This is a genomic window from Empedobacter falsenii (assembly GCF_019308355.1).
Taxonomy (GTDB): Bacteria; Bacteroidota; Bacteroidia; order Flavobacteriales; family Weeksellaceae; genus Empedobacter; species Empedobacter falsenii_B.
On sequence record NZ_JAAGKM010000056.1, the window covers coordinates 1 to 13,045 of the forward strand.

The following is a 13,045-nucleotide window of genomic DNA, read 5'->3' on the forward strand; positions in this document are numbered from 1 at the left end:
AGAAGGGAAAAATAAAATGTCGGTCTTAAACGCAGTCAGAAATAAAATAATTCACAGAATTTATGCACTAATTAAAAATCAAAATATTTATAAAAATAACTTGGTTTTGTCATAGAAATCAGAATGACAAAATTTGTTGTTAAAAGTGACAACGAATTTGAATTAGAAAAAGGATTTTGAAAAACTATATTCATTCATTTTTTATTCATGAGTTATTAATTGTTTCAAATGAATATCTATAATTAAAATAGATTAAGCTATGAATAAAAAAGTGATAGAAAGATACTGCATTTAGAATGCTCAGGGAACGGTTTTCTTGGTGGCTGAGGTTTTCGAAGTCACATTTTACGATCTTTTCCTTTCGAGTGTTTACTCTTTTCCCTTCGAGTGCCTCATGGAACGGGTTTTCTTGGTGGCTGAGGTTCTTGAAGTCATACTTGCTCTAATTATTAGAACTAAACAATTTATTAAATCTAGTGTTCAATGTTTCAATATACGCTTGTTTAGTATCTTTATTTAAGAAGCTAATCTCCACAAAATCGATCCATTTTAGTCTAATTTTGATGAATCTTTTGTAAATAGATTCTACTGATTTATTAGGTATTTTTAATGTTTTCGCTAACTGATTGAAATCTTTTATTTTTAATCTATTTTTTTTACCATTAATTGTTAATGCAGATTCTTCCTTATCATTGGGAATTAATAACAGTGTATTCAATAAATCGTAAGCTGGAGATAATTCGTATTCATTGAAATCATTTTCGATTAATGAATAGTTTTTAAGATGCATATCAGCATTTGCAGTCAAGTAATTAAATAAAACAATTTCAAATAATTTTTGAGCTTCAAATCCACTATTTTTAGTTAGTTGATAGATTAATTTTCCGATTTTTTCTATTGATCCTCGATATTTATGTTCCGTTAAATTTTCAGTCAATTGACAAAAGTCTTCAACAGCAATTTTATCTTGATTTTTTCGATCAAATCGCTTTGTTAAATAAGCCAATTCACCTGATTTAAGCCGAATAAGTGTGTGTGTTGCTGTTTTTATTTTTACCAATTCCGCTAAATGCATGGTTAAGTCTTCATTTTCGGGTAAGTCGATATATTCTTTTGAAGCAGGTTTTAAAATATAATTTCCTTCAAGATCCACAATTGTAAATCTCGATTGTTTATTTATATCGCTTATAAGATTTAAAGATAATTTTGGTTGCACACCTGTAACTGTCACACTTTTTACAATCAACTCTTTTGCTAATTCTTCTAATTGTTTGCTGTCAAAATCAATTGAAGGAGGATTTATTGAACCAAATATTTTTTTAGAACATTTAGAATGAAAATCAATTTCATTTTCTGCTAATTCTTTGTAACAACTAAGGCATTTTTTCATAATTCTTCATTATTTGAAATGATAGAAACAGCTCCAATACAATCTTTGCAAAGGGTTAATAATAAACCAAAACGATCTTTAGAATTTAATTTCCAATTTTTTACTGCAATATTCAAAAGCCAACCTTCTGGTATTAATCCATCAAAAAAAGGAAATAAAATTTTACTTTCATACGAATCTTGTTGTTTTGGAAGCGTTAAACTAATTGGTTTCGATTCCAAATTATTCAAATATTCTTGATCGTATTTAAAAATATAACCATTTTCATTTTCAGAAATTGTTCCTGCAAATAGATTTTTATAATAGACTAAACCTTTTCTCATTGCTCAATTTTATCAATTACACCAACTTCAGAACCAAATAAAGCTAAAACTTGATTAACTTTATCTAACCTTACAGAAGGTTTTCCTTGTTCTAGTTCACGAATAAATCTTAAACCAACTCCAGCTCTCTCAGCTAATTCAGGTTGTGTAAGTTTTAATCTTTTTCTTTTTTGTTTGATAAATTCTGCAATTGATTGATTCATACTTATACCCTTTGAGGTATAAATATAGTCATAATTTTTGTTTTATACCCAATAAGGTATAAAATTTATATAAACGTAATAATTATACCTTTTAGGGTACGATTATTTCTTTGTGGCTGAGGTTCTCGAAGTCACACTTTTACGATATTTTCCTTTTTAGAACTCAGGGAACGATCTTTTGGTGGCTGAATTTTTTGAAGATAAAATTCTATTCTCGATACAATTTTTCTTCATTATTATTTCGAAAAATCACTCGAACTGACGAATTTTAATTAAGACGTATAACAAATGGATATAAACTAAATTTTAACCATACTGAAAACCTTTTCTTCTTGATAGTTTGATCTTTTCCCTTCGCATGTTTGATTTTTTCCTTCTAAAACCTCAGTGACCGTACTAAAAGCGAATTTGAATATTGGAAAAGAAATTAAAAATCCGACGATTTAGTATCGAAATGACGAATTTTAGTTAAATTGTTCAGAATTACGAGCAAAGGATCTAAAGTGTGTTCGAAAGAAAAAATAATAAATTTATAAACCAAACACTCTCTTAATTTTTAGAAAGAGGTGTCCAAATCATTTTGACAACGTACAGATTTTCATAAAACAAATGGAAAGCGAAATATTTCAATACATTGATATTTGGTACAACAGAAAAAGAAGACACAGCTCATTGAATTACAAAACAATTGAAGAATTTAATAACTTAAATAATGTTTACAAAAATGTAGCTTAAATTTTACTGTACTTTTTATTTGCATAACCAGCTATCAAAATTTGCTTACATAAAACTGCAAATCTTCTATTAATATAAAAATCTTCAATAGCAAAAACCCTTATCAATATAAATTAACTGAGTCTTTCTTTGAAGATATTCAAAATCCTCTTGAACGAATTGTATTTAGTATCACGCTATTTTTAATTAAAACATTAAAAACTCAGATTCAATTTTATCAATCACTTTTTCAGTAATATTTTGTTTTTGACATAGGATTCTGAATTGATTAGTCGATTGTACGACTTCATCAATAATTCCGTTAGCATCTTTAATCGTGAATAAATCAGCTATTTTCAGTAAATCAGTTCGATTAATTTCAGTTCGTTTTCCATTAATAGACATCGCTCTTGAAATTCGAAGATAGTTTTTTAAAGCATCTAACGGATAGGTTAAATCATAGGCAGGAGCTAAATTCCAACGGTCTTTTTCTGTATCATAAATGAATGAGAAATTCTTTAAATGGTCATCAATATTAAAAAAAACAAGATTAAAAGCCATTCGTTTAAATAATTGCTGAATATTTTTGTGCGAAAGTTTCAAATCAAAGGCTAGTTTAAAAAGATTTTCATAAGACGAATTTTCAGGCTTTTTGAAATCCCACCCTGTCATTCCTGAAGCTGTCAAAATATGCTGTTTTTGTCCATTTTGACGATCAAATCGTAATGTTGCAAAATGTTTATCTTCAATTAATTTAGAAGGCATCATTTCAATTCCAATGGAAGTTGCAATTTGATAATAAATATATTCGATTTTTTCTTTTGAATAGCCTTGATCTTCGTCGATCGAAAGCTTGATTAAATAATGATTATATTCTTCAGAAGTTTCTAAATCACCAGGAATTAAATGTCCTGTAGATTTATTTTCCGAAACCAAAATTTTAGGTCGTGCACCGCCAGCTGAAGTTCCAATCTTGAAAATATTCAGTAAAGCAATATCACTTAATCCTTTTTCTTCGGTGGAAGTTTTTAAATCCAATACTTTTTTAACTACTTCTGTAATTTCATCGACATTAATTGTTTGATTGGATCTAATTTCTTTTGCAGGTGAAAATTCTATCGCTCCCATACCTCTTTTTCCTACGTAAGTAAGCTGTTCTAAAGGAGTGATTGAACTTATGTCTTTTTGAGTCGCTTCAAGCCATTCCTTAAAGACAATATTACCGAAAAAATCAGGTAAAGAATCAGCAATCATAGGTGGTAAACCACGAAATGTTTCTCCCTCAAATTCAGAAAACACTTGTACATTAGGTGTTCTACGAATGACGTAAGGAAATATTTTTTTATAGATGTTATTCTCCAAAAAATCAGGATTATATTGGAATGAAGATTTCCTTTGGTTTTCGTCATAACCAATTTTACCAATTTCAATTCCATGAAAATTGATTGAAATGATTTGATTCTTTGCCATAATTAATACATGGATTGATTATTATCTAAATTTTCAATTTTATCTGAAACGAATTGATTGATTGATTTCATTTCGTCAAAATACTGTAATACTTTCAAAAGAGTTTCGATTGTAGGATTCTCTCCATTTTCAAGTTTAGCAATTGTTAAACGAGAAAGCGCTAATTCATCAGCTAATTCTTGTTGTGTTAAGTGTTCTGCTTTTCGCATTTTCTTACACCATTCACCAATTGAATTTTTTACATCTTTTATTGTTGTGAAATCTAACATAAATGTATATTATAATAATCAAATGTACGAATTTTAGACAAAATATATAATAATGTATACATTTTGTTTGTATTAAACCTGTCGTACTTCATGACTTCGTAGGCTTTAAATATAATTATTTTAGTTTAGATTTTAGTATTTCATAAGGTGTTTTTCCTTTAAATGAACCATGTGGACTATCGAAATTATAAAATTTTTCCCATTGTTCTAATTTTTGATTTAGATCGACATCATCTGTGTAACTTAAAAGTTGATAAAACTCTTTTTTATCAGTCAAATGAGATCGTTCAACTTTCCCATTTAACTGAGGTGTACCCACTTTTATAAATCGGTGTCTGATTCCTAAATCTTGAACATGCCAATGAAACTTTGATTGAAATTCGTGTCCATTATCTGTTTGAATTGTATTAATTCTAAAAGGGAATTTTTCTACAACATAATTTATGAATTCAATTGAACTTAATTGATTATGTTTTTCAGAGATTTTAAGTGCTCTAATTCGTGTAGCATCATCAATCGCTGTGTATTGAAATCGTTTGATTTCAGTGCCATTTGAATCATGAAAAATCAGAAATTTAACATCAACTTGTACATGATGACCAGGTGTTTCTTTTTCGTATCGAATACTATGCATTGCCCTTCTAGTCACCTTTCTGTCTAATCTAGCGACATTATTACGCTTTAGAATACGATAAACACTTGATTCTGATATTAAAATATCATGATAACGTTCTAAATACCATTTAATTCGCCAAGTCCCTAATTTATGCTCTTTTCGAAGTTCTAATACTTTATTTACAATCTCTTGCTTAATTTATTTAGGAAAAGTACGAGGAGTTGGTTTCTTTCTGAGTAAACCTTCTTCTCCATGTTCTTCATATGCTTTTTTCCACTTATAAAATGTGCTCTTTTTAACTCCAAAAAATTTATAAGCGATAGAATTGTTTCCATATTCTTTGGCGTATTTTAGAACTTGTAGTTTTTTACTATAAGTTAAGTAAGCTGCTATTTCTTTTGTCTTTTTAATCATCATAAGGCTATATTAGTTTTTTTACTAATTTAGTCTACGAGGATATGACGTACCCACAGGAATTAATTCAAATTGAAAAATAACTATGCAAAAACATTGCACACATAGAATGTATATTTGTACAAGTAAAAAACAAACCAATACAAAAAAGCACTAACGTCTTATTTTGGCGTTTAAATGCATTAAACTTGTAATGTTTACAATAATGATTATACAAAAGATAATTTTTATCTTTAAAAAGAAATAAAGACAATGACAAATACAACCCAAAGAGCAGAACTACAAGCTAAAATCTGGAAAATCGCCAACGAAGTACGTGGCTCAGTAGACGGATGGGATTTCAAACACTTTGTGTTAGGAACATTATTCTACCGTTTCATCAGTGAAAACTTCACCAATTACATCGAAGGTGGAGATGAAAGTGTAAACTATGCAAAATTAGCAGACGACATTATCACGCCAGAAATTAAAGACGACGCCATCAAAACAAAAGGATACTTCATTTATCCAAGTCAATTGTTTTGTAATGTAGTCGATAAAGCACACAAAAATTCAAACTTAAATACAGATCTAAAAGCGATATTCACAGATATTGAAAACTCAGCAAATGGATACGAGTCTGAACAAGATATCAAAGGTTTATTCGCAGATTTTGATACGACAAGTACACGTTTAGGAAATACCGTAGAAGATAAAAACAAACGTTTAGCTGCAATTTTAAAAGGTGTAGCTGAATTAAACTTTGGTAGTTTCGAGGATAGCCAAATCGACTTATTTGGGGATGCGTACGAATTCTTAATTTCCAACTATGCAGCAAATGCAGGGAAATCGGGTGGTGAATTCTTTACGCCTCAAAACGTATCGAAATTGATTGCGCAATTAGCGATGCACAAACAAACTACGGTGAACAAAATCTACGATCCTGCTGCTGGTTCGGGTTCTTTGTTGTTACAAGCGAAAAAACATTTCGATAACCACATTATCGAGGATGGATTCTTTGGACAAGAAATCAATCATACAACCTACAACTTAGCACGTATGAATATGTTTTTGCACAATGTCAATTACGATAAATTCAACATCCAATTAGGAGATACATTAACCGATCCTCATTTTATCGACGATAAACCATTCGATGCCATTGTATCTAATCCACCTTATTCCATTCCTTGGGTAGGTTCGGATGATCCAACATTAATCAACGACGATCGTTTTGCACCTGCAGGAGTTTTAGCACCAAAATCAAAAGCAGATTTTGCCTTTGTCTTACATGCGTTGAATTACTTATCAAGTAAAGGACGTGCAGCCATTGTATGTTTCCCTGGTATTTTTTACCGTAGTGGAGCAGAACAAAAAATTAGAAAATACTTGGTGGACAACAACTTTGTAGAAACGGTGATTAGCTTACCTGCTAATTTATTCTTTGGGACTTCTATTGGCGTAAATATCTTAGTGTTATCAAAACACAAATCTGAGTACAAAACACAATTTATCGATGCAACAGGTGAGGACTTCTACAAAAAAGTAACCAATAACAACATGTTAGAGGATGTACATATCGAGAAGATTATGCAGTTATTCGATTCGAAAGAAAATCTAGAACACGTTGCTTTAACAATCGACAATGCAAAAATCGCAGAAAACGATTACAACCTTTCTGTAAGTTCATATGTAGAAGCTGTAGATACACGCGAAGTCATAGATATTGAAGTGTTAAATACTGAGTTAGCTGAAACTGTGAACAACATTACAACCTTACGTACAGCAATTGATAACCTAATTAAAGAAATCGAAGGATGAGTGAAATAATTTTATATACTGCAGAAGATGGACAAACTAAAATTAATGTCCAATTGGATGACGATACAATTTGGTTAACGCAAAAACAATTGGTTGAATTATACCAAACTTCAAAATCAACAGTAAGTGAACATATTAAGAATATTTTTACAGAAGAAGAACTGATTGCAGAAGCAACTGTTCGGAAAATCCGAACAGTTCAAATAGAAGGTAATCGTGAAGTTTCTCGTGAACTGGATTATTACAATCTTGATATGATTATTGCTTTGGGGTATAGAATAAACTCGAAGATTGCTACAGGCTTTCGTCAATGGGCAACCAATCGGCTGAAAGAATACATCGTAAAAGGGTTCACGATGGATGATGAACGCATGAAAAATTTGGGTGGAGGCAATTATTGGAAAGAACTTTTAGACCGTATTCGTGATATCCGTTCAAGTGAAAAGGTAATGTACCGCCAAATATTAGATTTGTACGCTACAGCAACCGATTACGACCCAAAAAGTGATGCAAGTGTAACTTTTTTCAAAATTGTACAAAACAAATTGCATTATGCTGCTCATGGGCATACTGCAAGCGAAGTCATCTATATGCGTGTAGATAGCGATAAGCCTTTTGTTGGATTAACCAATTTTAAAGGCGATGAGCCTACACAAGCTGAAGCGATGATTGCTAAAAATTTTTTAGAAGAAAAAGAATTACGCGTATTAAATAACTTGGTAGCAGCCTATTTTGATTTAGCCGAATTAAATGCCATTGAAGAACGCCCAATGTGTATGAACGATTATATCCGAGAGTTAGATAATATCCTGAATTCGACAGGACGCAAAGTTTTAGATAATGCAGGGAGTATCTCTAATGCTGCAATGAAAGAGAAAGCAACCTTAGAATACAAAAAATACAAAGCCAAAACCCTTAGCAATGTGGAAAGTGAATACCTAAAAACCATTACAATCTTAGAAAAACAAGCTAAAGCAGGCGATAAACAGGCTAAAGCAAATAACAAAAAAGGAGGGAAATCATGAGTAAATTAGAAGAGTTATTACAAGGGGTTGATGTTGAGTGGAAAGCATTAGGTGATATTTCAGAAATATATGGTGGACTAAAAGGTAAAAATAAGTCCGATTTTACCGATGGTAATGCAAAATATGTTACTTATAAAAATATTTATAACAATATTGAAGTTGATTTGGAAGCTCTTGAAATGGTAAAGGTTTCATCTAATGAGAATCAATATGAAGTTAAATATGGAGATGTATTATTTACAGGTTCTTCTGAAAATGCTAGTGAAGCAGGTATTTCTTCTGCCGTAACTTTTAATTCTGAGGCTAAAGTTTTTCTAAACAGTTTTTCTTTTGGATTAAGATTTAAATCTGAAATTAAAATATTACCAGAATTTTCTAAATATCTATTTAGAAGTAAATCTATTCGTGATGAAATTATTAAAACAGCTAGTGGAGTTACAAGATATAATGTGTCCAAGAAAAGATTCGTAAAAATTAAAATCCCAATCCCTTGTCCAGATAATCCAGAAAAATCACTTGAAATCCAACAAGAAATTGTTCGTGTTTTAGATGAATTAACATCTTTAACCAATCAATTAACAACCGAATTAGAAACCGAACGCCAAAACCGTAAAAAACAATTCGAGTTCTTCCGTGAGCAGTTGTTTAGGTTTGAGGAGGGTGAATTAGATTTAGTTAAATTAGGTGACTTATGTAAAATTGCTTCTGGAAAAAATAAAGATAAATCAGATAATGGTAAATATATTTTATATGGGTCTACAGGAATAATTGGTAAGACTGATGTTAAAAAATTTGATTCAGAAAGAATTTTAGTAGCACGTGTAGGTGCTAATGCTGGTTTTGTATATATAGCAGATGGAGAATATGATGTTTCTGATAACGCTTTAGTTATTGAGAAAAGTGAAAAAGTATTAACTAAATTTCTGTATTATTTTTTATTTAATATGAATTTAAATCAATTTGCAAAAGGTGCTGGACAGCCTCTTATTACAGGTACTTTTTTAAAGAATATATATATATCGATACCATCACAAGAAGAACAAGAATGCATTGTAAAACTCTTAGATCAATTCGATGCCACACATACAGCCATCGAAGAAGAGATTTCAAAAGAAATTAAACTAAGAACCCAACAATACGAATATTACAGAGAAAAGTTATTAAGCTTTCCTCAAAATTAACCCATACAACCTTTAACAGCTACTAGAATAACATAAGATGTACAAAACGATCGCAGAATCCAACAATTACATTGTATTGGACAAATACACCAAATTCTACGAATTAAACGAGGCTCCAGTGGCTTATCAATCAGAAGCTGCCTTAGAAAAAGAATTCATCCAAGATTTAATTAATCTGGGATACGAGAATCCGACTCATCTCAAATCAACTGAAGCTATGTTAGTCAATGTGCGTACACAATTACAAGCATTGAATAATATGGTATTTACCGATAACGAATGGGCGCGTTTTCTTGTAGAATATTTAGATAAACCAAGTGATAGTTTAGTCGATAAATCGCGTAAACTTCACGATAACCACATCTACGATTTTGTATTTGATGATGGACACATTCAAAACATCTATTTAGTCGATAAAGAGAATATTACGCGTAATAAAGTACAGGTTATCTCACAGGTAGAACAAACAGGTTCGCACGCAAATCGTTACGATGTAACAATTCTGGTCAACGGATTACCGATGATTCAAGTAGAGCTGAAGAAACGTGGCGTAGCCATTCGTGAAGCGTTTAATCAAGTCCATCGTTATTCCAAAGAGAGCTTTAATTCAGATAATTCGCTATTCAAATACTTGCAGTTGTTTGTAATTTCGAATGGAACAGATACACGTTATTTTGCCAATACCGTTACGCGTAACAAAAACAGTTACGATTTCACGATGAATTGGGCAAAAGCAGATAATACCTTAATCAAAGATTTAAAGGATTTTACAGCCACATTTTTTCAAAAAAACACGTTATTAAATGTCTTACTAACGTATACGGTTTTTGATGTAAAAGATACATTATTGGTAATGCGACCTTATCAGATAGCAGCAACCGAACGTATTTTATGGAAAATTAAAAGTGCTTATCAAACCAAAAAATGGTCATCTTTAGAAAGTGGTGGATACATTTGGCATACTACCGGTTCAGGGAAAACCTTAACCAGTTTCAAAGCTGCTCGTTTAGCGACTAAATTAGATTTTATCGATAAAGTATTCTTTGTAGTGGATCGTAAAGATTTAGATTTTCAGACCATGAAAGAATACCAAAAATTTTCGCCTGATAGTGTCAACGGTTCAAACAGTACAGCAGGTTTAAAACGAAATATCGAAAAAGACGACAATAAAATTATTGTTACAACCATTCAGAAGTTAAACAACTTAATGAAAGGCGATCAAGAGTTGGATATTTACAATAAACAAGTTGTTTTCATATTTGATGAAGCCCACCGTTCTCAATTTGGTGAAGCCCAAAAAAATCTGCAAAAGAAATTCAAAAAATATTACCAATTCGGATTTACAGGAACACCAATTTTCCCTAAAAATGCATTAGGTGCAGAAACCACAGCAAGTGTTTTTGGTTCAGAATTACACGCGTATGTCATTACAGATGCCATCAGAGATGAAAAGGTTTTAAAATTCAAAGTGGATTACCACAATGTAAAACCACAATTCAAAGGCGTTGAGACAGAAATAGATGAAAAGAAATTGAATGCAGAAGATGCGAAGAAAGCCTTTCTGCATCCTGCACGTATCAGCGAAATTTCGAAATACATCTTACAGAATTATCGCATCAAAACACACCGTACAAAAGGTGGAAACAATGGTTTCAATGCGATGTTTGCCGTGAGTAGCGTAGAAGCAGCTAAACATTATTACGAAGAATTAAACCGTCAGCAAATAGACAGTGAAAAACCGTTGAAGATTGCGACGATCTTTTCTTTTGCAGCGAACGAAGAACAATCAGCAATTGGAGAAATCATAGATGAATCATTCGAGCCTTCTGCTTTAAACAGTACAGCAAAAGAATTCTTAACGAAAGCCATCAACGATTACAATAAGATGTTCAAAACAAGTTATGGTGTGGATAGCGATGAATTCCAGAATTACTACCGTGATCTATCAGAACGAGTAAAAAACAAAGAAATCGATTTATTAATCGTTGTCGGTATGTTTTTAACTGGATTTGACGCACCAAAATTAAATACCTTATTCGTTGATAAAAACTTACGTTACCATGGTTTAATTCAAGCATTTTCTCGTACCAATCGTATTTTAGATGCAACGAAATCTTTTGGAAATATTGTTACATTCCGCGATTTGGAACAAGCAACGATTGATGCCATCACATTATTTGGAAATAAAAACACGAAGAATGTTGTTTTAGAGAAAAGCTACAAAGAATATTTAGAAGGTTTTACAGATGTTTCAACAGGTGATGCACGTAGAGGATTTATTGAAGTAGTTAACGAATTAAATACAAAATTCCCAAATCCAGATGCAATTGAAAAGGAGAAGGATAAAAAGGAGTTTACAAAATTATTCGGAGAATACTTACGCGTTGAAAATATCTTACAAAACTACGATGAATTCACAAGTCTAAAAGCCTTACAAAGCATTGACCAAAGCGATGCGACTGCTGTAGAAGAATTCAAAGAAATGTACCATGTTTCAGATGATGATTTAGCTGTGATGCAAAAGATTCAGTTGTTACCACAACGTGTAGAACAAGACTATCGTTCGACGTATAATGATATTCGTGATTGGTTAAGAAAAGAAAAAGAAGGGAAACAACCAGAAGATGGTGGAATCGATTGGGATGATGTGGTTTTTGAAGTTGATTTATTAAAATCTCAAGAGATTAATTTAGATTACATCTTAGAATTAATCTTCGATCACAACAAAAAAACAAAAAACAAAGCTGAATTAGTTGAAGAAATAAGTCGAGTAATTCGTGCAAGTATTGGGAATAGAGGTAAAGAATCTTTAGTAGTGGATTTCATTAACGAAACAGATTTAGATTCCATACCAGATAAAGCAACGGTTATTGATTCGTTCTTTAAGTATGCGCAAGTCAAACAAAAAGAAGAAGCTACTGAATTAATCGTAGAGGAAAACTTAAACGAAGAAGCGACAAAACGCTACATCGAATCTTCTTTAAAACGGGAATACGCAAGTTCTAACGGTACTGAATTAAACGCCATTTTACCCAAAATGAGTCCGTTAAATCCACAATATCTTACAAAAAAGCAAACTGTTTTTCAAAAAATAAGTGCCTTTATTGATAAGTTTAAGGGAGTAGGTGGAAGATTGTAAAGAAGTCTATCTTTAAAAATAGTATTAATCCTCAACAGCGAAGTTGAGGATTTTTTAATAAAAGAATAAACTTAAATTTACGGATATATATTATTACAAATGCCTTCAAGAGATTCTATTATAAATAATAACGATGAATGTGTTAATTGTTCTGAAAAAAATAAATCTGAATTAACAAATGAAGAAAAAATTATACAATTTTCACATCTAAATTCAATTCATTTAAAAGAGGATGAAATAAAAAATTACTCTGATAAATTAGAGTGGGGAATAAATAATAAAGCAGATAAAAATATCGCAATCACAGGTTCATATGGTTCTGGGAAAAGCAGTATTATAAAGTCATTTATTAAACAACAAACAATCGCTAAAAGAAGATGTAATCTTCCCCTTGTTAAGAACACTTAAAAGTAGAGTTTTTATTTAATATTATTGTATTATTATTTTGATTAATTTGAAATGTAGGAAAATCATTAGGATTTTTGACCTTACCATATTTCA

Annotated in this window: 10 protein-coding genes and 2 pseudogenes; 6 read left to right on the forward strand and 6 right to left on the reverse strand. The window is 31.1% G+C overall.

Annotation, left to right across the window (positions count from 1 at the left end):
- Positions 1-442: 442 nt before the first annotated feature.
- The 3 genes from G0Q09_RS13715 to G0Q09_RS13725 are packed head-to-tail and all read right to left on the reverse strand — an operon-like array spanning position 443 to position 1,916.
- Entirely contained in the window at positions 443-1,390 is a 948-nt protein-coding gene (locus tag G0Q09_RS13715; protein WP_219035291.1) for a HipA domain-containing protein, read from the reverse strand.
- Positions 1,387-1,713 carry a HipA N-terminal domain-containing protein gene (locus G0Q09_RS13720; RefSeq protein ID WP_219035292.1) on the reverse strand — a complete coding sequence of 109 codons (327 nt, stop codon included), beginning with the start codon at positions 1,711-1,713 and terminating at the stop codon, positions 1,387-1,389. Before G0Q09_RS13720 ends, G0Q09_RS13715 begins: the two co-directional genes overlap by 4 nt.
- Positions 1,710-1,916 carry a helix-turn-helix transcriptional regulator gene (locus G0Q09_RS13725; protein ID WP_114999434.1) on the reverse strand — a complete coding sequence of 69 codons (207 nt, stop codon included), beginning with the start codon at positions 1,914-1,916 and terminating at the stop codon, positions 1,710-1,712. The genes G0Q09_RS13720 and G0Q09_RS13725 overlap by 4 nt, the downstream gene beginning before the upstream one ends.
- 603 nt (positions 1,917-2,519) lie before the next feature.
- On the opposite strand from G0Q09_RS13725, the pseudogene G0Q09_RS15065 reads away from it, so the two are divergent.
- Positions 2,520-2,651 (forward strand): annotated as a pseudogene (locus tag G0Q09_RS15065) (IS3 family transposase); the annotation flags it as partial.
- Between the two features lie 186 nt (positions 2,652-2,837).
- On the opposite strand, the gene G0Q09_RS13730 reads toward G0Q09_RS15065, so the two are convergent.
- The 3 genes and pseudogenes from G0Q09_RS13730 to G0Q09_RS13740 form a co-directional block, all read right to left on the reverse strand.
- Complete coding sequence (locus G0Q09_RS13730; protein ID WP_114999436.1) at positions 2,838-4,100, reverse strand: type II toxin-antitoxin system HipA family toxin; 1,263 nt, start codon at positions 4,098-4,100, stop codon at positions 2,838-2,840.
- Positions 4,101-4,102: 2 nt separating this feature from the next.
- Positions 4,103-4,369 carry a helix-turn-helix transcriptional regulator gene (locus tag G0Q09_RS13735; RefSeq protein ID WP_114999438.1) on the reverse strand — a complete coding sequence of 89 codons (267 nt, stop codon included), beginning with the start codon at positions 4,367-4,369 and terminating at the stop codon, positions 4,103-4,105.
- Between the two features lie 115 nt (positions 4,370-4,484).
- Positions 4,485-5,399 (reverse strand): annotated as a pseudogene (locus G0Q09_RS13740) (IS481 family transposase).
- 252 nt (positions 5,400-5,651) lie between these two features.
- On the opposite strand from G0Q09_RS13740, the gene G0Q09_RS13745 reads away from it, so the two are divergent.
- The 5 genes from G0Q09_RS13745 to G0Q09_RS13765 all read left to right on the forward strand — a co-directional run bounded on the left by G0Q09_RS13745 (position 5,652) and on the right by G0Q09_RS13765 (position 12,952).
- Positions 5,652-7,199, forward strand: coding sequence for a type I restriction-modification system subunit M (locus tag G0Q09_RS13745; RefSeq protein ID WP_219035293.1), 1,548 nt, complete (start codon positions 5,652-5,654; stop codon positions 7,197-7,199).
- Complete coding sequence (locus G0Q09_RS13750) at positions 7,196-8,224, forward strand: virulence RhuM family protein (RefSeq protein ID WP_219035294.1); 1,029 nt, start codon at positions 7,196-7,198, stop codon at positions 8,222-8,224. Before G0Q09_RS13745 ends, G0Q09_RS13750 begins: the two co-directional genes overlap by 4 nt.
- Positions 8,221-9,405 carry a restriction endonuclease subunit S gene (locus G0Q09_RS13755; RefSeq protein ID WP_219035295.1) on the forward strand — a complete coding sequence of 395 codons (1,185 nt, stop codon included), beginning with the start codon at positions 8,221-8,223 and terminating at the stop codon, positions 9,403-9,405. Before G0Q09_RS13750 ends, G0Q09_RS13755 begins: the two co-directional genes overlap by 4 nt.
- Before the next feature lie 37 nt (positions 9,406-9,442).
- Entirely contained in the window at positions 9,443-12,544 is a 3,102-nt protein-coding gene (locus tag G0Q09_RS13760; protein WP_219035296.1) for a type I restriction endonuclease subunit R, read from the forward strand.
- 99 nt (positions 12,545-12,643) lie between these two features.
- On the forward strand, positions 12,644-12,952 hold the full coding sequence (locus tag G0Q09_RS13765) for a YobI family P-loop NTPase (RefSeq protein WP_219035297.1): 309 nt from the start codon (positions 12,644-12,646) through the stop codon (positions 12,950-12,952).
- Positions 12,953-13,045: the final 93 nt, after the last annotated feature.